General features: G+C 61.9%; 24 protein-coding genes. 11 read left to right on the top strand and 13 right to left on the bottom strand.

The window, feature by feature from the left end:
* From LDN12_RS12295 to LDN12_RS12260, 8 genes are all read right to left on the bottom strand, one after another.
* The gene (locus tag LDN12_RS12295) at positions 1-300 is read right to left on the bottom strand and encodes a septum formation initiator family protein (RefSeq protein WP_275951779.1); all 300 of its coding nucleotides are present in this window, start codon (positions 298-300) and stop codon (positions 1-3) included.
* A gap of 4 nt (positions 301-304) precedes the next feature.
* Entirely contained in the window at positions 305-1,240 is a 936-nt protein-coding gene (locus tag LDN12_RS12290) for a UDP-glucuronic acid decarboxylase family protein (protein ID WP_223922952.1), read from the bottom strand.
* Entirely contained in the window at positions 1,240-2,601 is a 1,362-nt protein-coding gene (locus tag LDN12_RS12285; RefSeq protein ID WP_223922951.1) for a UDP-glucose/GDP-mannose dehydrogenase family protein, read from the bottom strand. The genes LDN12_RS12290 and LDN12_RS12285 overlap by 1 nt, the downstream gene beginning before the upstream one ends.
* Positions 2,602-2,675: 74 nt before the next feature.
* A complete protein-coding gene (gene rsmI, locus LDN12_RS12280; RefSeq protein ID WP_223922950.1) occupies positions 2,676-3,512 on the bottom strand; it encodes a 16S rRNA (cytidine(1402)-2'-O)-methyltransferase in 837 nt (278 codons plus the stop codon).
* 1 nt (position 3,513) lies between these two features.
* Positions 3,514-4,764: an N-acetylmuramoyl-L-alanine amidase gene (locus LDN12_RS12275; RefSeq protein WP_223922949.1), complete on the bottom strand. Its 1,251-nt coding sequence runs from the start codon at positions 4,762-4,764 to the stop codon at positions 3,514-3,516.
* Between the two features lie 129 nt (positions 4,765-4,893).
* Positions 4,894-5,475 carry a TIGR00730 family Rossman fold protein gene (locus tag LDN12_RS12270; protein WP_223922948.1) on the bottom strand — a complete coding sequence of 194 codons (582 nt, stop codon included), beginning with the start codon at positions 5,473-5,475 and terminating at the stop codon, positions 4,894-4,896.
* A 1-nt stretch (position 5,476) separates the two neighbouring features.
* Positions 5,477-8,089, bottom strand: a complete 2,613-nt coding sequence (gene mutS, locus LDN12_RS12265; protein WP_223922947.1) for a DNA mismatch repair protein MutS — start codon at positions 8,087-8,089, stop codon at positions 5,477-5,479.
* Positions 8,090-8,440: 351 nt separating this feature from the next.
* Positions 8,441-9,427: a 2-dehydropantoate 2-reductase gene (locus LDN12_RS12260; RefSeq protein ID WP_223922946.1), complete on the bottom strand. Its 987-nt coding sequence runs from the start codon at positions 9,425-9,427 to the stop codon at positions 8,441-8,443.
* A 366-nt stretch (positions 9,428-9,793) separates the two neighbouring features.
* Between LDN12_RS12260 and LDN12_RS12255 the strand changes: the two genes are divergently transcribed.
* From LDN12_RS12255 to LDN12_RS12240, 4 genes are read left to right on the top strand one after another with little or no spacing between them, the layout of a single operon-like run.
* Positions 9,794-10,336, top strand: coding sequence for an RNA polymerase sigma factor (locus LDN12_RS12255; RefSeq protein ID WP_223924063.1), 543 nt, complete (start codon positions 9,794-9,796; stop codon positions 10,334-10,336).
* Between the two features lie 42 nt (positions 10,337-10,378).
* Positions 10,379-10,738 (top strand): DUF3619 family protein, encoded by a 360-nt coding sequence (locus LDN12_RS12250; protein ID WP_223922945.1) that lies wholly within the window; start codon positions 10,379-10,381, stop codon positions 10,736-10,738.
* On the top strand, positions 10,728-11,000 hold the full coding sequence (locus tag LDN12_RS12245; protein ID WP_223922944.1) for a hypothetical protein: 273 nt from the start codon (positions 10,728-10,730) through the stop codon (positions 10,998-11,000). The genes LDN12_RS12250 and LDN12_RS12245 overlap by 11 nt, the downstream gene beginning before the upstream one ends.
* On the top strand, positions 10,993-11,514 hold the full coding sequence (locus tag LDN12_RS12240; protein ID WP_223922943.1) for a DUF3106 domain-containing protein: 522 nt from the start codon (positions 10,993-10,995) through the stop codon (positions 11,512-11,514). Before LDN12_RS12245 ends, LDN12_RS12240 begins: the two co-directional genes overlap by 8 nt.
* An 80-nt stretch (positions 11,515-11,594) precedes the next feature.
* Here the strand turns inward: LDN12_RS12240 and LDN12_RS12235 are convergent, their stop codons facing one another.
* Positions 11,595-12,014 (bottom strand): nuclear transport factor 2 family protein, encoded by a 420-nt coding sequence (locus LDN12_RS12235; protein ID WP_223922942.1) that lies wholly within the window; start codon positions 12,012-12,014, stop codon positions 11,595-11,597.
* A 280-nt stretch (positions 12,015-12,294) separates the two neighbouring features.
* Here LDN12_RS12235 and LDN12_RS12230 point away from each other — a divergent pair, with 280 nt between their 5' ends.
* Both LDN12_RS12230 and LDN12_RS12225 read left to right on the top strand, forming a co-directional pair.
* Positions 12,295-12,630 (top strand): hypothetical protein, encoded by a 336-nt coding sequence (locus LDN12_RS12230; protein WP_223922941.1) that lies wholly within the window; start codon positions 12,295-12,297, stop codon positions 12,628-12,630.
* Positions 12,631-12,807: 177 nt separating this feature from the next.
* Positions 12,808-14,532 (top strand): DUF4382 domain-containing protein, encoded by a 1,725-nt coding sequence (locus tag LDN12_RS12225; RefSeq protein ID WP_223922940.1) that lies wholly within the window; start codon positions 12,808-12,810, stop codon positions 14,530-14,532.
* Positions 14,533-14,625: 93 nt separating this feature from the next.
* On the opposite strand, the gene LDN12_RS12220 is transcribed toward LDN12_RS12225, so the two are convergent.
* The 3 genes from LDN12_RS12220 to LDN12_RS12210 all read right to left on the bottom strand — a co-directional run bounded on the left by LDN12_RS12220 (position 14,626) and on the right by LDN12_RS12210 (position 16,094).
* On the bottom strand, positions 14,626-15,300 hold the full coding sequence (locus LDN12_RS12220) for an outer membrane protein (protein ID WP_223922939.1): 675 nt from the start codon (positions 15,298-15,300) through the stop codon (positions 14,626-14,628).
* A gap of 206 nt (positions 15,301-15,506) precedes the next feature.
* Positions 15,507-15,731 carry a hypothetical protein gene (locus LDN12_RS12215; RefSeq protein WP_223922938.1) on the bottom strand — a complete coding sequence of 75 codons (225 nt, stop codon included), beginning with the start codon at positions 15,729-15,731 and terminating at the stop codon, positions 15,507-15,509.
* A 90-nt stretch (positions 15,732-15,821) separates the two neighbouring features.
* Positions 15,822-16,094, bottom strand: a complete 273-nt coding sequence (locus tag LDN12_RS12210; RefSeq protein ID WP_223922937.1) for a cytochrome c3 family protein — start codon at positions 16,092-16,094, stop codon at positions 15,822-15,824.
* Between the two features lie 187 nt (positions 16,095-16,281).
* Between LDN12_RS12210 and LDN12_RS12205 the strand changes: the two genes are divergently transcribed.
* The 5 genes from LDN12_RS12205 (at position 16,282) to LDN12_RS12190 (ending at position 20,877) form a co-directional block, all read left to right on the top strand.
* Positions 16,282-16,746: a MarR family winged helix-turn-helix transcriptional regulator gene (locus LDN12_RS12205; protein ID WP_223922936.1), complete on the top strand. Its 465-nt coding sequence runs from the start codon at positions 16,282-16,284 to the stop codon at positions 16,744-16,746.
* Positions 16,743-18,725, top strand: a complete 1,983-nt coding sequence (locus LDN12_RS12200) for an FUSC family protein (RefSeq protein WP_223922935.1) — start codon at positions 16,743-16,745, stop codon at positions 18,723-18,725. Before LDN12_RS12205 ends, LDN12_RS12200 begins: the two co-directional genes overlap by 4 nt.
* 67 nt (positions 18,726-18,792) lie before the next feature.
* Positions 18,793-19,641 (top strand): mechanosensitive ion channel family protein, encoded by an 849-nt coding sequence (locus LDN12_RS12195; protein WP_223922934.1) that lies wholly within the window; start codon positions 18,793-18,795, stop codon positions 19,639-19,641.
* A gap of 237 nt (positions 19,642-19,878) precedes the next feature.
* The gene (locus tag LDN12_RS17890) at positions 19,879-20,007 is read left to right on the top strand and encodes a hypothetical protein (RefSeq protein ID WP_274382214.1); all 129 of its coding nucleotides are present in this window, start codon (positions 19,879-19,881) and stop codon (positions 20,005-20,007) included.
* A 153-nt stretch (positions 20,008-20,160) separates the two neighbouring features.
* Positions 20,161-20,877: an SDR family oxidoreductase gene (locus tag LDN12_RS12190; protein WP_223922933.1), complete on the top strand. Its 717-nt coding sequence runs from the start codon at positions 20,161-20,163 to the stop codon at positions 20,875-20,877.
* A 277-nt stretch (positions 20,878-21,154) separates the two neighbouring features.
* On the opposite strand, the gene LDN12_RS12185 is transcribed toward LDN12_RS12190, so the two are convergent.
* Positions 21,155-21,400: a hypothetical protein gene (locus tag LDN12_RS12185; RefSeq protein ID WP_223922932.1), complete on the bottom strand. Its 246-nt coding sequence runs from the start codon at positions 21,398-21,400 to the stop codon at positions 21,155-21,157.
* Between the last annotated feature and the right edge of the window lie 62 nt (positions 21,401-21,462).

The following is a 21,462-nucleotide window of genomic DNA, read 5'->3' as shown; positions in this document are numbered from 1 at the left end:
TTAGGGTTGTTTCTTTTCCTGGGGGAACTGGTAGATCACCTCATTGTTGCGCACAAACCCGAAATCCTTGCGGGCTATGCTTTCCAGATAGCGGCGGTCGGACTTGAGGGCGATGATCTCCCGTTTCAGTTTCTCGTTATCCACCCTGGTGGCGTTTAGCCGCTCTTCCGTCCCGGCGATGTCCGCGCGAAGTTCGTAGATGCGCAGAAGCCCCTTGTCGCCGAAGACGGTGAAGAAAAGGATGAATGCAAGGCATCCGGCCGGGAAGAGGTACATCCTTTTCTGGAAGGGCAGCTTCACGTGGTTATCCTTTGCCTATCCGCGCGGCAAAATACTCGGCCGTCTTTGCCAGTCCTGTTTCCAGTCCGATCTGCGGTTGCCACCCCAGCTTCTCCCCGGCCAGCGATATGTCCGGGCGGCGCTGTTTGGGATCGTCCTGGGGCAGGGGCTTGAAGATCACCTTGGATCTTGATCCTGTAATTGTAATGATTTTTTCGGCAAACTCAAGGATTGTGTTTTCAACCGGGTTGCCCAGGTTGACCGGGCCGATGAAATCGTCGCATTCCATCATGCGGCACATCCCCTCCACCAGGTCGGTGACAAAGCAGAACGACCGGGTCTGGGAACCGTCGCCGTAGACCGTGATGTCTTCGTTGCGCAACGCCTGGATGATGAAGTTGGACACCACGCGGCCGTCGTTTTCGGCCATCCGGGGGCCGTAGGTGTTGAAGATGCGGATGATGCGGATGTCCACCTGGTTCTGGCGGTGGTAGTCCATCATCAGGGTTTCGGCCACCCGTTTCCCCTCGTCGTAGCAGCTGCGGATGCCGATGGGGTTGACGTTGCCCCAGTAGGACTCGGTCTGGGGATGCATCTGGGGATCGCCGTAGACCTCCGACGTGGATGCCTGCAGGATGCGGGCCTTGACGCGCTTGGCCATCCCCAGCATGTTGATGGTGCCCATGACGCTGGTCTTGACGGTCTTGACCGGGTTGTACTGGTAGTGCACCGGCGAGGCCGGACAGGCCAGGTTGTAGATGCGGTCCACCTCCAGAAGGATCGGCTCGACGATGTCGTGGCGGACCAGTTCGAAGCGGTGGTTGTCCATCAGGTGGATGATATTGTCCTTGCTGCCGGTGAAAAGGTTGTCCAGGCAGATGACGTCGTGTCCTTCGCCCAGGAGCCGCTCGCACAGGTGCGAACCGATGAATCCTGCGCCGCCGGTGACCAGGATGCGCATTATTTCACCGCCCCGCAGGTCAAGCCGCTACAGCGTCCCAGGGGGATGTAGTTGAACCCGGCGGCCGCCATGCGGTCCGGCTTGTAGAGGTTGCGTCCGTCGACCACGAGCGGTTTTTGCAGAGCGGCCTTGATACGGTCGAAGTCCGGGTTGCGGTACTCGCTCCAGTCGGTGATGACGACCAGGGCGTCGGCGTTTTCCAGGATCGCATACTGGTTGGTGCTGTATTCGATCCGGTCGCCGAAGACCTTCTGGGCCTCCTTGAGCGCTTCCGGGTCATGGGCGCGCACGGTGGCCCCGGCCGCCAGCAGGCGCTCGATGATGGTAATGGAGGGCGCCTCCCGCATGTCGTCGGTACGCGGCTTGAAGGAAAGCCCCCAACAGGCCACGGTGCGTCCGCCGAGCGGCCGTCCCTCCGTGTCCGGTGAGCCCAGAGCCTTGATGAGCTTGTCGGCCAGGACCTCCTTCTGGCGCTCGTTCACATCCTCCACCGCCCTGAGCAGCAGGAAATCGTAGTCGCACTCCTCGGCGGTCTTGATCAGGGCCTTCACGTCCTTGGGAAAACAGGAGCCGCCGTAGCCGGGGCCGGGGAAGAGGAAGTCGTAGCCGATGCGCGTGTCGGAACCGATCCCCTCCCGCACGGCGGCCACGTCGGCCCCCATGCAGTCGCACAGGTTGGCGATCTGGTTCATGAAGGAGATGCGGGTAGCCAGCATGGCGTTGGCCGCGTACTTGGTCATCTCGGCGCTGCGGATGTCCATGACGATCAGGCGGTTCTGCTTGCGCATGAAGGGGTCGTACAGCTCCTTCATGATCTCGGCGGTGCGCACGTTGTCCGTGCCGATCACCACCCGGTCGGGTTTCATGAAGTCGTCGATGGCCGCCCCCTCCTTGAGGAATTCGGGGTTGGAGACCACGTCGAACTCGAAGGCCGCGCCGCGGGAGGCGAGTTCGTCCCGGACCGCCTCACGTACCTTGTCGGCCGTGCCGACCGGCACGGTGGACTTGTCCACGATGATCTTGAAGCCGTTCATGGCGCGGCCGATATCCCGGGCCACCCCCAGGACGTATTTCAGGTCGGCCGAACCGTCCTCGCCCGGCGGGGTACCCACGGCGATGAAGCAGACCAGAGACGCCTGCACAGCTTCGGCCATCTCGGTGGTAAAGGAAAGCCGTCCCTCGGCCTGGTTGCGCAGCACCATCTCCTTCAGGCCCGGCTCGTAGATCGGTATGATGCCTTCTCTAAGGCCATCTATCTTTGATTTGTCTACATCAACGGCGATGACGCTGTTGCCGCTCTCGGCGAAACAGGCCGCCGCCACAAGACCGACATAGCCGGCACCAAAGATACAGATCTTCATTTAGTAGCTCCGTAAGGTAAGTATAATTTGATTTCTATAACACATATCCACGCGTCATTCCAGAGTAATTAACGCTAATTCAGGCTGTTTTGTACCCGCAGGGCTTCGGTATAGGCCGTGTTTTTGGAAACACCGGTTATTTCAGCGGCCTTCCGGGCGGCGTCCTTGACTGTCAACCCCTCGTCGTGCATCAAGCGGTGGAGCAGTTCCGGCAGGGGTTCGCTCTCCTCCTGCACCGCTTCGCCCGGTGCCACCAGTATGACCACCTCGCCCCGCACCTTGCCCCCGGCAACTGCCGCCAGCACCTCGCCCACCGTCCCGCGGATGAACTCTTCATAGACCTTGGTCAACTCGCGTGCCACTACGACCTGCCGCTCGCCCAGCACCTCGAGCATATCCCGCAGGGTATCCTCCAACCGGTGGGGGGCCTCGTAGAACACCAGGGTTCCGGGCAGGGCGGCCATGGCGCCCAGGAAGGTGCGGCGCTTGCCCTGGCGGGCGGGCGGGAAACCGGCAAAGGTGAAGGCGTCGCTGGGCAGGCCCGAGGCGGAGAGGGCGGCGATGGCGGCGCAAGAGCCGGGGATGGGGACAACTGCGATCCCCTCGGCCACGGCGGCGCGCACCAGGTTGAAACCGGGATCGGAGATGCAGGGTGTGCCGGCGTCCGAGATCAGGGCCACCGACTTATCCTGGCGTAACGCCTGGAGGATCCGTTCGCCTTTGAATTGCTGGTTGTGGTCGAAATAGGAGGTGAGCGGTTTGGAGATGCCGAAATGGTTGAGCAGCTTGAGGGAGTGGCGGGTGTCCTCGGCCGCGATCAGGTCCACCTCCCCCAAGATGCGGACCGCCCGGTAGGTCATGTCCTCAAGATTGCCGATGGGGGTGGCCAGGATGTAGAGGGTGCCGGGCATCTTATTTCAGGCTGGTGATGTAGCCGCGGATGCCTTCCATGATGCCTTCCGCGGTCTGTTCCTGATAGGCGGGGTCCGAGAGGCGGGCCTCTTCCTGGGGGTTGCTGACAAAGGCGGTCTCCACCAGGATGCTGGGCATGGTGGCGCCCACCAGGACATAGAAAGGACCCTGCTTGACCCCCAGGTTCCTGACGTCGGGATGGATGCCTTTGATCCTGCCGTGCAGCGACCTTTGAACCTCGTCGGCCAAGTGGGCGGAGTCGTTCAGCTTGTAGTTGGCCATGAGGTCGAAGAGGATCGCCTGCAGGACGCTGACCTTCTCCAGGGTGGTGCCGTTCTCCTTGGCGGCCAGTTGAGCGGCCTTTTCGGTTTTGGCCAGGTTGAGGTAGTAGGTTTCGATGCCGGAGGCCACATGGTTGAGGGCGGCATTGGCGTGCACCGAGACGAACAGGTCGGCGTTCACCTTGTTGGCGATGGCGGTGCGTTCCTCAAGGGGGATGAAGACATCGGTGGAGCGGGTCATGACCACGTCCAGTCCCAGTTCGTCCCTCAGCAGGTCCCGCAGTTTCAGGCCGATGGCCAGGACCACGTCCTTCTCTTTGACGCCGTCGGGGCCCAGTGCCCCGGAATCATGTCCGCCGTGGCCCGGATCGACGACGATCCGGCGGATCTTGGAGATGAACGGCTTTTTCTGGGGCCTTGCCTTCTTTTCCGCGGCGACCGGTGCCTCGGGTTTCGGCTTCGGCTCCGCCGCCTGTTCCTGTCTGGCGGAGATGGTTTCCTCAAGGCGGGAGATCTCGGCGCGGCGCTCTCCGCGCACGTCGATGACCACCCGTGCAGGCTCCGAGAGGGGGAAGACCTTGTAGTCCTTGATGTTCTCCGTATCCAGCACCACCCGTACCACGTCATGTTTGTACTGGCCGAGCCGGACCCCTTTCAGGAGGCCGTCGCCGATGGTGATGTCCTTCACCCCCGGCCCCAGTTTGGCATGGTTGATGTCGATATAGACCCGGCCCGGCTTGCCGGGGCTCCCCTTGCCCAATTCATGGGCCTCCCAGGTGACGTCCCGGTCAAACTCCAGTGAGATGCGGGTGTAGTCCGGGTTCGACCAGTGTTTCACCTCTCCCAGAACGGACAAGGGGCGGGGGTCGGCGGTCTGGCCGACAGCTTTTTTCCTGGCCGCCAGGGCGGGGTAGGGGAGGAGGAAGGAGAGGAGGAGAAGGCTTGCAACTATGTGCAGGAATCGGGTCATGGGGTCACTTTGTGTCTCAACTGAATCGGATTGAAAAAGTAACATGCTCTTTTAACAGAAATACTTGAATGTATCAACCTATTGGGGCCGGTCTGCTCCGGTGGCATGAATCGATGAGGCGCCTCCTTCTTATGTTTCGGTTTTCCCCACCCACTTTTGAACCGTTGGCGGTTCATAATCGGCAAACCGGTCCAGCAGCGCCCCGGGGCTCCGCTCCACGAGCAGCATGGAGCGGTGCGGCTCTCTGACGAACTGTTCCGCCACGGTGTGATCCAGAAACGTTATCAGCGCGTCGTAGTAGCCCGCGATGTTGAGCAGACCGCACGGTTTGCCGTGAAAGCCAAGCTGGGCCCAGGTCCAGATCTCGAAGATCTCCTCCAGGGTGCCGATCCCTCCCGGCAGGGCGATGAACCCGTCGGAAAGCTCGGCCATCAGGGTCTTGCGTTCGTGCATGGAGCGGGTCACGTGCAGTTCGGTCAGGTTCGGGTGGGCGATCTCCTTGCGCATGAGCGCGTCGGGGATGACCCCCACCGCCTCCCCGCCCAGATGCAGCACCGTATCCGCCACCTGCCCCATGATACCGACGCTGGCCCCGCCGTAGACGAGCCGCAGGTTTCGATCCACCAGCACTTTGGCCAGGTCGCGGGCGGCGTCGGTGTAGGCCTCCTGGCGACCGGGGCTGGAACCGCAATAGACGCAGATGCTTTTCATATCACACCATCCGCTTCAACTCATCCAACAAATTGAGCGCCTCCAGGGGGGTGAGGGTGGCGATGTTGAGCTTCTTCAGGCGCAGGCGCAACTGGTCTTCCGTGCTCTCGAACAGGGAAAACTGGGGGGAGGGGGCTTGGGGCTGGCTCTTCTTGCTCTTGGCCAGGCGCGGGGCGCCCTCCTCGAACTCGCCGTGCTCAAGGTTGCGCAGGATCTCCTTGGCCCGCTCGATCACGTCCGCCGGCATGCCGGCCAGTCGGGCCACCTGGATGCCGTAGGAGTGGGACGCGCCGCCGGGGATGATGGTGCGCAGGAAGATGACCTGGTCGTTCCACTCCCGCACCGCCACGGTGAAGTTCTTGATCCGCTCCCTGGTGGTGGCCAGTTCGGTCAGCTCGTGGTAATGGGTGGCGAACAGGGTGCGGGCCCGGCAGCCGGGGGTGTCGTGGATATACTCGGCCACGGCCCAGGCGATGGAGACCCCGTCGAAGGTGGAGGTGCCCCGGCCGATCTCGTCCATGACGATCAGGCTCTTGGGACCGGCGTTGCGCAGAATGTTGGCCGCCTCCATCATCTCCAGCATGAAGGTGGACTGGCCGCGGGCCAGGTTGTCCCCCGCGCCGACGCGGGTAAAGATCCGGTCGGCGATGCCGATGCGGGCCTCGGTGGCCGGGACGAAGCTGCCGGCCTGGGCCATGAGGCAGATCAGGGCCACCTGGCGCATGTAGGTGGATTTACCGGCCATGTTGGGGCCGGTGATCATGAGGATCTGGTTCTCGTCGGCGTCCAGGCGGGTATCGTTGGGGACGAAGCGCTCGCCCAGCTTCATGGCCTCGATGACCGGATGGCGGCCGTCCTTGATGTCGATGACGTCCGTATCGTCCATCCGGGGCTTGCAGTAGTTCCGTTCCCCCGCCACGGTGGCCAGGGAGATGAGTACGTCCAGCACCGCCAGGCCGTCGGCGGTGCGACAGATGCGTTCGGCCTGGGCCGCCACCTGTTCGCGGATCTCTTGGAACAGGGAGTATTCCAGGTCGCAGATGCGCTCCTCGGCCCCCAGCACCTTTTCCTCGTAGTTCTTCAACTCAGAGGTCACGAAGCGCTCGGCGTTGGCCAGGGTCTGGCGGCGGATGTAGTCGGCCGGCACCGAGCCCAGGTTGCTCTTGGTCACTTCGATGGAATAGCCGAAGACCCGGTTGTAGCGGATCTTGAGGGTGGAAATGCCGGTGCGCGCCTTCTCCTGGGCCTCCAGGCGGGCGATGAACCCCTTCCCCTCGCTGCTGATAACCCGCAATTCGTCCAGCTCGGCGTTGTGGCCGTGCGCGATGATGCCGCCCTCCCGGAGGGAGAAGGGGGGCGTCTCCACGATGCCCCGTTCCACCAGGGCGCGGATGTCGTCCAGCGGGTCGATGGCGGTTGCCAGCGATTGCAGGAGCCCGGCCTGCAGTGGGGCCAGACGTTCCAGGAGCGGTGGGAGGCGGCGCAGGGAGTCGTGCAGGGCCCGCAGGTCGCGCCCCGAGGCCGAGGCCATGCCGATGCGGCCGTTCAACCGCTCCAGGTCGGCGATCTCACGCAACTGGGCCGTCAACTCTTCCCGCAAGTCGGCGGCCTCCAGAAGTTCCTCCACCGCGGCCAGGCGCTGGCGGATCGGCTCCAACCCCACCAGGGGGTAGCTGAGCCACTGCTTGAGCCGCCGTGCCCCCATGGCGGTGGCGGTCCGGTCCAGGCAACCCAACAGCGATCCGGCCTTCTTCCCTTCGGCCATGGTGGCGGTGATCTCCAGGTTGCGGCGGGTGGCCGGGTCCAGGGCCAGGTGCTCGGTCCGCTCGTAGACCTTGATGTCCCGGATGTGGGGGATGGCCGATTTGCGGTTCTCCCGCAGGTAGTACAGGGCGGCCCCGGCCGCCATGAGGCCCGCCGGCATGGCGGCCAGGCCCAGGGCCTCGGCCGATGCGGCGCCGAACTGGTTGCATAAGAGTGAGGTTGCATAGTCCCGCTCGAAGACCCAGCCGGGCGCGCGGGAGACGATCCGCTCTCCCAGAAAGGCCCGCAGGTCGGCGGGCAGGTCGTCCGGTTCCAGGTTGTCGGCCAGCAGCACCTCGCGGGGGCTGATGCAGGCCGCCTCGCCGGCTGCGGCCGTTGCCCCCGCCAGCTCCGTCACCCGGAATTCCCCCGTGGACAGGTCCAGCCAGGCGCAGCCCCAGGCGCCGCCCGCACCGGCGGACAGGGCGAGCAGATAGTTGTTCTCGTCCGGCGACAGGCTCTCGGTCTCTATGAGAAGTCCCGGCGTGACCACCTTGACCACCTCGCGCCGCACGATCCCCTTGGCCTGCTTCGGGTCTTCCACCTGCTCGCAGATGGCCACCTTGCGGCCCGATTCGATCAACTTGGCGATGTAGGGCGAGGCGGAGTGGAAGGGGACGCCGCAAAAGGGAATCTCGTCGCCGCTCCCCTTGTTGCGGGAGGTGAGCGCGATGTCCAGGACGCGGGAGGCGATCAGGGCGTCGTCCAGGAACATCTCGTAAAAGTCCCCCATGCGGAAGAAGAGGATCGCGTCGGGGTATCCCGATTTGATCTCCAGGTATTGCCGCATCATGGGGGTCTGCTCTGCCATGCGTTGTGAACCTTCCGTTTTATAAAATAGGTGTTGGTGGTTGTAGCATACGGCCTGCGGCTTTTCAAGGCCGAGGGGGGAGGGGGGAAGAGATCGCTGCCACGGAGCCACAGCGGCACGGAGAAAAATCAAGGCAACTAAACGAAGCAAAAAAACACATCTGCCACGGAGACACGGAGACGCAGAGAAAGCCCTTAACGAGAAAACCGCTGACGGCGGTTTGCTACGCGGCGTCGCGTGAGGCCGCTTTTGTTGGTAACCGGATTTCTCGTTTTATTCCCTTAATCCTGTTCGTCCCTGTAAAAGCGATTTTGGGTTCACCGGCGTCTCCGTGGCGGATTGCATCCTCTGTTACCCGGCCTCCGGGTAAAGGCCGCGGACCTGGGCATGCAACCGGGCCATACCCAGCAGCGCATCGATGTTGGGGGTCGCCTCGCCGACCTTGCGGCCGATTTCCTGGACGGCGCCCACCAGCGCATCAAGCTCGACCGCCCGCCCCGCCTCGACATCCTGAAGCATGGAGGTCTTGAAAGCCCCCAATTTGCGGGTCAGCGCCATGCGCTCTTCACCGCTCTGGGTGATGGGGCACCCTATGCGGTTGCCGATGCGGGCGGCTTCCGCCATGGCATCCAGGCAGAACCTCTTGACCAGCGGATCATCGAGGATCTTGTCGCAGGTCGCCCCGGTAATGGCCGAAATCGGGTTCATGGTCATGTTCCCCCACAGTTTGAACCAGATGTCCGCCTGGATATTCCGGGAGACCTCAATGTCCATTGCCGCTTGTGAAAGCAGGCTTTGCAGGCCCGCGACACGTTCCGACAGGGTTCCGTCAGGCTCGCCTATGATCAGCCTGTTGCCGAAAACGTGCCTGACATAACCGGGTTCGTTGAGGCAAAAGCTGCCGTGGACGACGCACCCGATAACGTTTCGTGCCGGTATGGCGGCGGCGATCTCCCCAACAGGGTCGACCGATTCGAGCCGCATCCCGGAATAGTCGCCGCCGAAGCCGTCGAAGAACCACCACGGAACCCCGTTCATGGCGATCATCACCAGGGTGTCCGGCCCGATCAACGGGGATATTTTACGGGCAATGTCGACCAGGGCCGTGGCCTTGACCGCGATGATCACCAGGTCCTGCACCCCCAGCGTTGCCGGATTATCGGTGGCGTTCACCTTTTCCGCAATCTCTTGATCCCCGGTTTGCAGGCGCAGGCCGTGCCGCTGCAAAGCCCGGAGGGTGGCTCCCTGGGCCACGGCATTGATGTCGCACCCCGCATGAGCAAGTTGCGCTCCGATAAAACCGCCTACAGCGCCGACTCCATAAATACAGATCTTCACGGTAACTCCCCCCTGTTTCTTTCTGATGTGCAATAACAAAGACGCGGAAAATATGTCTTCAGCATTGGTCGACACCGGTTGCCGCTTCACGTTCTGGGGATTATGAGCGTATTCGACAGTTAATTCAATAGTGTATGCATTATCGGCCCCAGGGTTCCCCCTGCCGTGCCTGCGGTAAAATCCGTTTCGGGTATCGTTTAATCGCCTCTGAAATGGGGAAAAGAGACAGTCTCTATTGTTTTGGTTGCAGTTCGGAAGGATAATGAGGAAAAATATGGCACCGTGTCAACCGGCTGCGGGTCGGATCGTTATCTTGCATAAAGGCCGCTTGTTGCCGTGAACGGCAGATAACCACGGGAGAACCTTCTGGACAGTTCCGAGATCTTACATCAGTTCCTGGCAGGGGTGGAGCGGAAGGCCTTCCGCATGGCCCACTTCGCCCTGGGCAACAGCGACGACGCGCTCGACGTGGTGCAGGACGCCATGATGGGGTTTAGCCGCAGCTATGCCAAAAAACCGCCGGAGGATTGGGCGCCGCTCTTTTACCAGGTCCTGCGCAGCAGGATCAGCGATTGCCGGCGCCGCCTGGCGGTACGCAACCGTTTCCGGGCCTGGTTCGGCGGCAACGGCGATGACCGGGACCATGACGATCTGTTGCTGGAGGTCCCGGACCCGGCCAACAACAGCCCCCATGACCAGATGGAACGGGACGACCTGGGCCGGGCGCTGGACCGGGCGATCCGCTCCCTTCCCACCCGCCAGCAGGAGGCTTTTCTGCTCCGCTCCTGGGAGGGGTTGGATGTGAGCCAGACCGCCCGCGCCATGCAGTGCTCCGAGGGGAGCGTCAAAACCCATTATTTCCGCGCGGTCCATGCGTTGCGTGAATTGCTGGAGGAATACCGGCAGTAGTGTCCCGGATGTGATGCTATGCCGGAGGAAGGTGGAGCAGGTATGCGCAAAGAGGATGATGATCAATTCGGTTCCCGGCTTGTCCGTGAACTGGACCGGGCAAACCGGAACCTGCCGGGCCCGGTGTTGGACCGGCTCAAGGAGGCTCGTCGCCAAGCCGTCGCCGGGGCGGGGCATGCCCCCGGCCGCCGTGCGCTCCTTCCCCGCTGGTTGACCGCCGGCGGGCTGGCCTCGGCGGCGGTCATCATGGTGGCCGTGTCGTTCTGGCATACGGCCCCCCGTCCCGCCCCTCCCGGCGTGCCCCTTGAATACCTGGACCAGATGGCCGCCAGGGAACGGGTCGAAATGATAGATGATCTCGATTTCTATCGCTGGCTGGCGGAGACCCATGATGAAAAATAGCCTGCCCGCCCTGGTCGTTGCCCTGGCGCTGATCCCTTCGGCCGCATTCGCCCGTGATGCGGCCCGGCCCGACCCGGAGATGCTGGAGTACCTGGGCAGTTTCGAGACAGCCAAAGGGAAGCCGGTGGACCCGCTCCTGTTTGCAGAGGAAGGGCTCGTCCCGCCCCGCGGCGAAAAGCGGAAGCCCGCTGTGAAGAAGACCCGGCAGCCCAGGCCGGAGAACAAAGAACGCACCGAGCAAAAGGACGGAAACGATGAATAGATATCTGCGGAGCATGCTGCTGACGGGGGTCTGGTTTCTCATGCTGGCCATGAATGCGGGTGCGCAGGGGCCATCCTGGAACACGCTCACGCCGCGCGAGCAGGAACTGTTGAAGCCCTTTGCCGACCGGTGGGAAAATCTGCCGCCCGAACGCCAGGAACGGCTCCGCAGGGGGGCCGATCGGTGGGACCGCATGAATTCCGGCGAACGCAACGAGGCGGCGGAACGCTTCCAGCGCTGGAAAAATCTGCCGCCCGAGCAAAAGAACCTGCTCCGGCAGCGTTTCGAGGAGTTTCGCCGTCTTTCTCCCGAGGAACAGGAGCGGGTCAGGGAGCGTTTCAGGTGGTTTCAGGCCCTGCCGCCGGAGCGCCGCAACGCCCTGCGCCAGGAGTGGCAGCGCATCCCGCCGGAGGAACGGCGCGTAATCCGGGAGCGATGGCGCAATATGACCCCCGAGGAGCGCAGGGCGTTGCGGGAACGTTTTCGCGGAACGCTTAAGGACGGTAAGCCGTAATTGTTAGACCGTTTCAGTGTCGTAGGTGATATGAGGATGCGTTGCCGGGCAGCCGCCTCCCCGGCAGCGCCGCGGCCCGGTCAATCCAGTTGACGCTTGAGGCCGTCGAAATCGAACCACACGTTTTCCTTGGTGATGAGCCCGTCCCGTAGGGTGAACACGTGCAGAAGCCGGAGGCGCACCTTGCCGCTCCTGCCGTCGAGCTTGAAGGCCCGTCCGTCGACCATGTGCCCGATCCAGATCGCCTCGTCGATGATGCAGTCGTCGCCGTACAGGCGCATCACCGGCTCAACGCCCTCACCCTTTATATCCGGGAACAAACGTTCGTAGAAACGACGGATCGCGGGTTTCCCCCGTAGCGGCCCGTCCGGCCCGCCGATCACCTCATGCTCCGCATCGTCCGCCAATGTCCGCATCACTCCCTCGATATCGTCAGTCGCCTCGGACATGAAATGATCGTTCACGATCTTGTCCATGCTCTCCCGATTCATGGCCTTCATGGTTCATTACCTCCCGCAAGTTGTGTTTTGATTTGTTAATTGTACCGCAGCCGCACAATTCCGCGAGTTCTTCCGCCCGATCCGTCCGGTTCGATGGTGGATCGGGAAACGTGCCGGAGAAGCGCCTGCCCTGCCGCAGCGGCAGTCCCTTCGGGGGCCGGCAGCTTGTGAAGGGCCTCGCTCGAAAATAAAAACGATCAACCGGTCAACCGGGGGGAATGTGGCGCGTTGTACCACTCATAGGATTCATAAAATCAATGATGCTTCAGGAGGCATGACCATGAACCGGAACCGCACGCTATCACTCTTTGTCGCACTCGCACTAACCCTGTTGTCGGGCGCAGCCCTCGCGGATACCAACGATCCCGGCATCCGGCAGCGGGAGCTGAATCAGCAACAACGGATCGACCAGGGGGTCGCCAGCGGTCAGTTGACCCCGCGGGAGGCGTGCAGGCTCAATGCCCAGCAGGCCAGGATCCAGCAGCGCGAAGCGCGGATGAAGGCCAACGGCAACCTGACCGCCTGCGAGCGCCGCAGGCTGACCCGCGAACAGAACCGGGCCAGCAGGAACATCTATCGGAAAAAACACAATTGTCGCATGGCTGCGGCCTATTAATTGATAAACGGCTGCTTTGCCACGGAGCCGTTGAGACACGGAGAAAATCGCTACCATAGGGGGCGGGGCGCCCCTGCACGACGCAATCTTTTGCTTTAGTTCTCTCCGCGCTTATGTGGCTCTGTGGCAAACGCATTTTCCGGGTCATCCCGGCATTACCCTGTGAGGAGTTCAGGCATGAAAAGCATATTCAGGACACTGGCCCAAGCGGCCTTGGCATTTTCCCTGGCGCTGCTGGTTTCCGCATGCGGAGGTTCCGGAGGCAGCGCCGCGCCCAGCGGCACGGTGAGCCTCGACGTGACCGACGCGCCTTCCCTCGACTATACCCATGTGTATATCACCGTCACCAGGGTCGGTTTCCACACCGACGCCAACGCGGACGGCACCAGTACGGGCTGGCAGACCATTACCCTCGCGGCGCCGGTCACGGTGGACCTGGCCCAGCTCGCCAACGGCGCCATGTACGCCGATACCAACGGCGGTGCCGCCCTGTTCAGCAATTTCACCCTGCCGGTGGGTACGTACCGCCAGATCCGAATCTACCTGGCCTCCACCGAGGATGCCCTGACGACTTCGGCCGGTGCCCTGGGACTCACCTACAATAACGAGGTGCAACTTACCGGCGACACCGCCCATTACGCCTTGCGCATCCCGACCCCCGACGGCGGCATCCGGCTGATCCCCGAGTCGCCCGTGGTGGTAACCGACGGCGGCAACGTCAAGCTGGCCCTGGATTTCAACCTGAACAACGACGTGGTGGAGGTGGCCCCCAATGGCGCCACGGAGTTCATCCTCAAACCGCGGCTCGGCTATTTCGACATGAACGCCGTGGGCGCTATCACTGGCTCGGTCTCCTTCGGCAATCTCTCCACCTCGCGTATCGTGGTCAAGGCCGAGCAGGTCAAGGACCCGAGCGACCCCGCCAACGCCTCGGGGACAAACTACCGCATCGTCCGGCGCTGGACCGGCGTGGATAAGACCACCGGCGCCTTCACCCTTTATCCCCTGCCGGTGTTCGGCAATGCCACCACGGCCACCTACGACATCCTGGTGCGCGGCCGGGGCGTGCAGACCGCCATCGTCAAAGGAATCACGGTGCACAAGGGGGCGACCCCCGCTACGGGTGTGAACCTGGGCACGATCACCCTGAACGCCGGGAACGAATATACGGCCCAGCTCACCACCGCCATGCATCCCTCGGGAGCATGGATGAGCTTCTACCAGACAGTAACCGGAGATGCGGTCCCCTTCGAGGTCCGCTACCGCCACCTCAATCCTTACACCGGACTCCTGTGGCGGAGCATCGAGCTGTCCAGCGACCCGATCCAGGTGTACACCTATGATGCCGCTTCCGGCAGCATCGGCGCAGCCACGGCGTCACCCGCCAACGGCGCTTTCACGGCCGTTGCCGATGCGGCAGACTTCTACGGCCGGGGCACGGCCATGGCGCTCGCCGGTACGGCCGGACAGGCCGTGGGCATGGTCAACGCTGCCGCCAACGCCCCGGCGGTTGCCGCGCCGGCCACGGCCAACTCCATCACCACCATTTTTGACATGACCCGCATGGGGCAGGGGATGGGCTTCGGCATGGGCAGGGGGATGGCCGGCATCCTGAAACCGACCAAGGGCCAGTTGTTCGTGACCCACGGCGGCATGATCATCGACAGCCTCGGCACCCTGACCGGCGACACCACGGTGGGCGCGGCCATGAACGCCGGAGGCGGAGCCGGGCATCCGGTGGTCATGGCGAACCTTCCCGGCGGCTCCGCGGGGCAGTCGCTTCCCGGTGCATTCTACGGGGTGTACGGGCTCGGCTGGGGGAGCGGGGTGATTGCCGCCGGTTCGACCCACGGCATCGACCTGCGTAACGGCAGTGCTACGGCAACCGTCGTGATGAGATAGGCCGCTGGGTGCGATGACAAAAGAAAAGCCCCGGACCAAAGGTCCGGGGCTTTTTGCGTCTTGTTGCCGTTGTTGCGGAGGGAATGCCGGAGATCAGAACTTGACCTTGAACCCGACCGCCACGTTGTGGCTCTCGAATTTTATGCCGTGTGCCGTAACCCAATCGCCATTGAAATTGGCTTTGTCGGTGTTGAAGTAGCGGTATCCCAAATCCAGAGAGTACCTGCGGTTAATGGCAAAGTCCATCCCGGCGCCAACCTGATAGGCAAAGACGGTGTCGTCAGCGGCGGAATATAGAAGCCCATGTTGAGCTCCGCCATAGGTGTCGCTCAGGTGCAACGTGGCAAATCCTATGCCGCCCCCCAGGTAGGGGGTGACAGGGCTGTCGTTGTGCAGGTCCACAAAGGCGTTGCCCATGAAGGCAAGGGCGCCGAGAGAGCCGTCGGGATTCGTGAGCTGACTACCGTTTGACCCGGTGATCGTACTGATTTCCGCGTGTTTGTAGGAAAGCTCGCCTTCCAGGCGCAGGAAGCCAAAGTCGAATCCGCCGGTGCCCCCGATATAAACGCCGGGGTCGAACTCAATACGTTCCTGGAAATCTGTCGCTGGAGTGGAGGTATAGTCAACCCCCGACGCGTTGGCCGCCTTGGGCACGGTTATGCCGAGGAAACCGGTGACATAGGGGCCTGGTCGCATGGGAGTCGCCTGGCTTACGGCGGGGATGGCGACGGCTATGAGGAGTGCAAGTGTGGTCAAGGTTCGTCTCATGGCTGGTTTCTCCTTTGTGCGTTCTGGGTTCGGCGGCCGTCTGTCGAACAGTCGGTCCGGCGATGAATGGTTACAACAACAGGTATGAGTATACTACCGATTTACGGTTTTGTCATTGGATAGGGTTTGCCGCGGGGAGAAAATAATTAAGGCGGTGTATGGGGGAAAGGGCCGTCCGGGCCGTGGTGCGCTAATGACGTGTCGTATCAAAGACCCGCAAAATCGAAGATATTATTTTCGGGGGTCACGCCCTGCTGGCGTTTGAACATGCACTCGGGAGAGCAGTAATGAAGCGCGCCGGGGATCAACTCCCCATCCATGACCTCCAGCAGAAAACCCCTGCTGTCGACGCGGATGGAATAAATGCCGTCTCTGCCGTCGGCCTCGAAGGCTGTTCCGCAATGGCTGCAATGGGTCGTGGATACAAGCATGACCAAAATTTTGCCATTAATTAAATTGTAACGTCAAGGAGTTATAAATTATAAAAAAAATATTAAAATATATTAATTTGATTGTCTCCGTTATTCGCTCCATTTATGGCAACCGGAGCATTTGACCGGGCCTTTTTGCATCTTTATATGACATCCCTTGCAATGCTCATGCGCCCAATCCTTGCCGAACCCCTTGATCTTGCCGACGCCGTCCACATGGCATGCGCTGCAGGTGCCGGTGATGGCCATGTGGTCTTTATGGGGGAAGGTCACCTTGTTCCTCAGTTTGATCACCTCGGGAGCGGCAAAGGCCGTTCCAGCGAATGCAAGCAGACAAAACATGGCGGCAGCGGTGTGTTTCATGGCATGGTCTCCTTCAGGGCTGTTGTATCTATCTCCAAATATACTATTTTCCGTCCGTCTGCAAGGGTATATCTTTCCGGGACCTCCGGGATTCATGTTGCCTCTCCGTCCCATGGAACCAGCCGGTCCCGGATGATTGGAAAAAAACAGGTGACATGATATTAGATAGTATGCTAATTATACTTATATGTATAATTCATCTTCGACTATTGACCGCAGCAATCTCTTTTTCCATCTTGGCCTTCTGACCCGCCACTGGCGCCAGGTCCTGGACGCCACCTTCCATTCCGCCGGACTGACGGATGCCACGTGGCGTCCGCTCCTGCATCTTTACCTGCTGGGGGAGGGGGTCCGCCAAAAGGACCTGGCCGCCTCCGTCGGCATCGAAGGCCCCTCCCTGGTCCGCCTCCTCGATGCCCTCGTGGCAAAAGGGCTGGTCCGGCGGTCGGAGGACGCCACCGACCGTCGCGCAAAACTGCTCCTCCTGACGCCCGAGGGACAGGCGGCCGTCGCCCGGGTACGGAAAACCCTGACCATTCTGGACAATGAGATTCTCGCCCCGTACAGCGATGAGGAGATCGCCGCTTTCGGTACGTTCATCGCCTCCCTGGAGTCGGCCGTGAATACCGTGCGGAAGCGGGTGAAACGATGAGGCGCCATTATCTGCGGCGTCTGGCGCGCCGCCAGAGGCCAAACTTCCTCCTGGCGGCCCGGGGGACCATTGCCGCCCTGGCCAGCCTGGCGGTAGCCGTTCACCTGCACCTGGAATGCCCCTATTGGGCGGCCATGACCGCGCTCATAGTTATCCAGCCGACCCGCGGGCTGTTGTTGGAAAAGAGTTTTTTCCGCCTCGTCGGCACGGCCATGGGGTCGATTGCGGGTATGATGATGCTCCACGCCGCGTCGTCGCCGGCCATGCTCACCATCCTGCTCGCCCTCTGGCTGGCGGGGTGCGTCGGCGCCGGCAACCTGTTGTACGGTCTCCGTTCCTACGGAGCCCTCATCGCCGGCTGCACCGGCGCGGTCATTGCCATGGCCGGGCACAACAGCCCGCCGCACCTGCACGACCTGGTCTTCGGACGGATCGCCTGCATCGTCATCGGGATCGTCGTCTCCACCACGGTGACCCTGTTTTTCACCCATCGCCGCGGCAAGCGCGAATTGCTGGACCGGCTGACCAAGGTCGCCGGGGCGGATCTGGAATGGGTGGCGCTGGTCCTGCGCGGGGACAGGAAGGAAGATCTCGTCTCGCTGCGGCAGGATATCTTCGTGGAGATCGCCGCCATCGAGGGGGATATGGATGCCGCGTGGGCCGGTTCCCTCGATCTCAGGAAACGGAAACGCCGCATCAGGAATCTGATCGTCTCGCTTCTCTCCTTGCTGGAAGCCGGCAAACTGGCCGGTGATTACCTGCACCTGCAGGGGGTGGGCCGGGCCCCGTGGCGGGAAACCCTCGCCCGGCTCCTGGATGATGCGGCGCGGCAGCTGGAACAGCGCGAATCGGCCAGACAGGCCACCGCCGGGCTGGAGGCGTTTACGGCCGGGGCTGCTGCCCATCTGCCGCTTCTGGCCGAGGCCATGGGGGAACTCGCCGATGCGCTGCACCTCGTCATCGACGAGTGGGATACCACAGCCCATGGCCCGGAGCGGCCGGCGACAAACCAGTACATCCGTAACCGGGATTGGCAGGAAGCCGGCAGGTCGGCGCTGCGCGCCGCATGCGCCATAGGCGCCGTGGGGCTGCTCTGGCTGACGGCCGGGTGGGAGGAAGGCCCGCTGATGCTCATGGCCGCCTCGATCATGGTCAGTATCTTTTCCACTCACGAGCACCCGGTCGCCAAACTTACCCACGTCTTCGCCGGGGCCTCGGTCGGCGTCGCGGCGGCGCTTCTTTGCCGTCTGGTCATCCTGCCGGGGGCGAGCGACCCGCTCCTGCAAGGGGTCGTCACCATCCCGGTCATGATGGCCGGCATCATGGCCCTGTCTCACCGGCGCACGGCCCAGGGAGCCATGGACGCCATGCTCTTCTTCCTGTTCATCATGCAGCCCGGCCTGCCGGAGGTGCCGCCCCCCGGCGCCTTTGCGGCGGGCGCGTTCGCCGCCCTCGGCGGGATCGGCGTCGCCATCCTGTCGTTTCGTTTCCTGTTCCCCATCGACCCGTCCCGGCGTCTGCGCTCCCTGTTGCTCGCCATCGTCAGCGACCTGATCGTCATGGCCGCCACGGATTCGCTGCGGACGGTGGAGAATCGCCGCGCCCGGACTCACCATCGGGTGCTGGGCATGCTCGTCACCGCCGGGAAGTTGAACCGGGGGCTCGGCGCCATCGTGGAGGGGGGGCTCGCGACCCTGGCCATCGGCAGGTGTCTGCATCGGCTGCGGGAACGGGAGATGGAAGAGGGAATTCCTCTTGCAGCTTCCGGCGCCATCCGGGAAAGCATGATCCGACTCTCCGCGGCCATCCGGCGGCCGGAAGAGATCCTGGGGGTGCTGGAGGCGGCGTCCATCACGCTCTGCTCGGTCATGGAACCGCACCTTGAAACCTCGGCTGCGCCGGTTCAGCCGGAGTTATCTCCGCGGCGCGATGTTCCGGATGTTCCGCCGCTGGTATCGGGGCGTCGCCAGGTTGCCTGAGGCGGGCAATCTGAGCCCCGGTTACCGCAGTATTGTCAACGTCACCATCCCGTGATACTCTTTTCCCATGACAGACACCACACTGGCAAAAAAAGCGGCCGCGGCAACCTCACCGGAACTGACCGAGAAGGTGATCTTTTATTTCGTCGATCACGGCATGCAGATCCTCACCGCCATCATCCTCATGGGCATTGGCGTATTCATCGCCCGCTGGGCCGGCAATCTCATCCACCGCTGGCTGAAGTCGCGGGCGTACGACGAGCCGGTCACCAACCTGATCGTCAAGGTCGTCAAGCTCCTGATCATAGCGCTCATAGGGGTCATGGCGCTCGGCCAGATGGGGGTGCAGGTTACGCCGCTCATCGCCGGGATCGGCGTGGCCGGTGTGGGCGTCAGCCTTGCCATGCAAGGGATTCTGGGCAATCTGGTTGCCGGGTTGACGATCATCTTCGCCAAACCGTTTGCCATCGGCGAGTATATCGAACTGCTCGGAATCTACGGCCAGGTAACGGATATCGCGCTGTTCTCCACCACCCTGCTGCATGCGGACAATTCCAGGGTCATCGTTCCCAACCGGAAGATCGTCGGCGAGATCCTCCACAACTACGGCACCATCCGCCAGCTCGACCTGAAGGCCACCGTCGGGTACGGCGTGGACCTCGACCTGGCGCTCTCGACAGTGCATGACATCCTGCGAAACAGCCCCTATGTCCTGCCCGAACCGGCCCCGGTGGTCGGCATAGCCGCCCTGAACGACTCTTCCATCGGCCTGGCGATCAAGCCGTGGGTGAAGGTGGAGGACTTCATTCCTGCCCAGGCCGCCATCTACCAGGCTGTCATAGAGCGTTTCCGGGACCGGCAGATCGAGATCCCGTTCCCCCGCCGCGATGTCCACATTCTGAACCCGGCGCCCTGATCCCATAGGTGGGTATGGGCAAGGCCGTCGGCGGGAAGAAGGGGGGCGATGGGACAGCGCCTTCCCCTCATTCCCCTGTCTCTCATACCCCCCGCCTCTTCAATCCCGTCTCTGCGAGACGGCTGCCGATCCCCGCTTTCTTCTCCAAAGATAATCCCGACAATGCTGCGGCACTTGCCGTTTTCTGTGGTATGCTCTTGTTACGAATAAGGTATCTTTGGTGGCAAGGGAGAAAGTATGAGCATAATCGGGATCATCGTGATGTGGGTATTTCTGGTCATAGCCTTTATAATCGTAACCAGTTGGCCCATGGGTAAGGAGAGCAATAAGCGCACAGCGTATTGGGCACGGTTCGAAGGCAAATAATGGGTGCCGGACACCCCACGCAAATGTATTGAGATCGTTTACCAACGAAGAGTATCATCAAAGTGTGTTGTAAATAGGCAGAGAACCCAACACGACAACCTTTCCGACCAAGGGAACGAGCCGAACCAAGGCTTACAACAAGGGAGAACCGGTATGAAACTCGAAAACAAAACAATCTTTGTCAGCGGCGCCAATCGCGGTATCGGCAAAGCTCTCGTCGAAGCGTTGCTCAAACAGCCCACCGGTAAAATCTATGCCGCGGCGCGTACGATTGCCGATCTGCCCGATTTCGGAGATGCGCGGGTCGTCAAGGTGCACCTGGACATCACCGACCAGGATCTTATCAACAAGGCCGCCGCTTTGGCGCAGGATGTGGACCTGCTCATCAACAATGCCGGTGTTGCGGCCTTTGCGTCGGTCGTCTCCGGCGATCCCGATGCCTTGAAGCGCGACATGAACGTGAATTATTTCGGCACCATCGGTATGGTCCGGGCGTTCGTTCCCGTGTTTGAGAAGCGGGGCGGCGGGGCGATTGCCAATGTCATCTCCGTTATCGGCCTTGCCAGCATGGCCGCAGTCGGAGGCTACTGCGCATCGAAAGCGGCGCTTTTTTCCGCAACCCAGGCGATTCGTGCGGAATTGAAAGCCAAAAACATTTCCGTACACGGAATCTTTCCCGGCCCGATCGATACCGACATGGCTCGTGACTTTGACATGCCGAAGACGGATGTCCATGTTACCGCGGAAAACATTGTCAAAGGGATCATGGCCGGCCAGGAAGACATTTTCCCCGACCCCATGTCGCTCCAGGTGAACGAGTTGTGGTCAAAGGACCCGAAGGGGTTGGAACGGCAGTTCGCGGCGATGTGATCGCGCAGGCCGGGATGGTGCGGTTCGGGGGATATTAGTGTCCCGTGCGGTTAGTTCGTACTCGCAATTCCGGCTCTTTTGACTGCTGCCGTCGTTGCGGCTCCTTGATGTAGACCCTGCTACACCTGCGTCGCCGCGTCTTGGCACCAGCCAAAATAGCCGGGAATTACTTCCCACGACTAACCGCACGGGACACTAGGATGACAGGCAATTATGCGTTGCCGAGGCGACGGTAGGCGCTTGTCCCTTGTTGTCCCCCGGGCGGTGAATCACAAAACTATCGCACGGTTTCCTTTGGTTTGGAGCGCTCTTCTTCCGGTCCTTCCGGCCAGCCTCTGACCACAACGGCAAGATAGCGCAGGGCGTCCGTCAGGAACCTGGCGCCGACGGTGATGATGTGCTTGGCAAACTCGCAGATAATCCAGAACAAAGCCACCAGAAAGAGCATGAAGCAGATTTTTAATACCATCGCCTGAGGGCCGACGCCGCCGAGGCCGTTCCATATCATTTCAATCAGGTGCATACCCGTCTCCTTACCTCAGAAAAGCCAGGGAACCCCGCAGGGGCAACGTGCCCCGGTCTGCC

The organism is Geobacter sp. AOG2, assembly GCF_019972295.1.
In the GTDB taxonomy this organism is placed as follows: domain Bacteria; phylum Desulfobacterota; class Desulfuromonadia; order Geobacterales; family Pseudopelobacteraceae; genus Oryzomonas.
This window is presented reverse-complemented; position numbering and strand designations above follow the sequence as displayed.

Coding starts and splice junctions, on each gene's coding strand:
- LDN12_RS12240 (WP_223922943.1), top strand. CDS start 10,993: ATGAATAGATATCTGCGGAGCATGCTGCTGACGGGGGTCTGGTTTCTC.
- LDN12_RS12215 (WP_223922938.1), bottom strand. CDS start 15,731: ATGCTTGTATCCACGACCCATTGCAGCCATTGCGGAACAGCCTTCGAG.
- LDN12_RS12270 (WP_223922948.1), bottom strand. CDS start 5,475: ATGAAAAGCATCTGCGTCTATTGCGGTTCCAGCCCCGGTCGCCAGGAG.
- LDN12_RS12235 (WP_223922942.1), bottom strand. CDS start 12,014: ATGAAGGCCATGAATCGGGAGAGCATGGACAAGATCGTGAACGATCAT.
- LDN12_RS12205 (WP_223922936.1), top strand. CDS start 16,282: ATGTATAATTCATCTTCGACTATTGACCGCAGCAATCTCTTTTTCCAT.
- LDN12_RS12250 (WP_223922945.1), top strand. CDS start 10,379: ATGCGCAAAGAGGATGATGATCAATTCGGTTCCCGGCTTGTCCGTGAA.
- LDN12_RS17890 (WP_274382214.1), top strand. CDS start 19,879: ATGAGCATAATCGGGATCATCGTGATGTGGGTATTTCTGGTCATAGCC.
- LDN12_RS12190 (WP_223922933.1), top strand. CDS start 20,161: ATGAAACTCGAAAACAAAACAATCTTTGTCAGCGGCGCCAATCGCGGT.
- LDN12_RS12195 (WP_223922934.1), top strand. CDS start 18,793: ATGACAGACACCACACTGGCAAAAAAAGCGGCCGCGGCAACCTCACCG.
- LDN12_RS12230 (WP_223922941.1), top strand. CDS start 12,295: ATGAACCGGAACCGCACGCTATCACTCTTTGTCGCACTCGCACTAACC.
- LDN12_RS12200 (WP_223922935.1), top strand. CDS start 16,743: ATGAGGCGCCATTATCTGCGGCGTCTGGCGCGCCGCCAGAGGCCAAAC.
- LDN12_RS12225 (WP_223922940.1), top strand. CDS start 12,808: ATGAAAAGCATATTCAGGACACTGGCCCAAGCGGCCTTGGCATTTTCC.
- LDN12_RS12285 (WP_223922951.1), bottom strand. CDS start 2,601: ATGAAGATCTGTATCTTTGGTGCCGGCTATGTCGGTCTTGTGGCGGCG.
- LDN12_RS12275 (WP_223922949.1), bottom strand. CDS start 4,764: ATGACCCGATTCCTGCACATAGTTGCAAGCCTTCTCCTCCTCTCCTTC.
- LDN12_RS12220 (WP_223922939.1), bottom strand. CDS start 15,300: ATGAGACGAACCTTGACCACACTTGCACTCCTCATAGCCGTCGCCATC.
- LDN12_RS12245 (WP_223922944.1), top strand. CDS start 10,728: ATGAAAAATAGCCTGCCCGCCCTGGTCGTTGCCCTGGCGCTGATCCCT.
- LDN12_RS12185 (WP_223922932.1), bottom strand. CDS start 21,400: ATGCACCTGATTGAAATGATATGGAACGGCCTCGGCGGCGTCGGCCCT.
- mutS (WP_223922947.1), bottom strand. CDS start 8,089: ATGGCAGAGCAGACCCCCATGATGCGGCAATACCTGGAGATCAAATCG.
- rsmI (WP_223922950.1), bottom strand. CDS start 3,512: ATGCCCGGCACCCTCTACATCCTGGCCACCCCCATCGGCAATCTTGAG.
- LDN12_RS12290 (WP_223922952.1), bottom strand. CDS start 1,240: ATGCGCATCCTGGTCACCGGCGGCGCAGGATTCATCGGTTCGCACCTG.
- LDN12_RS12210 (WP_223922937.1), bottom strand. CDS start 16,094: ATGAAACACACCGCTGCCGCCATGTTTTGTCTGCTTGCATTCGCTGGA.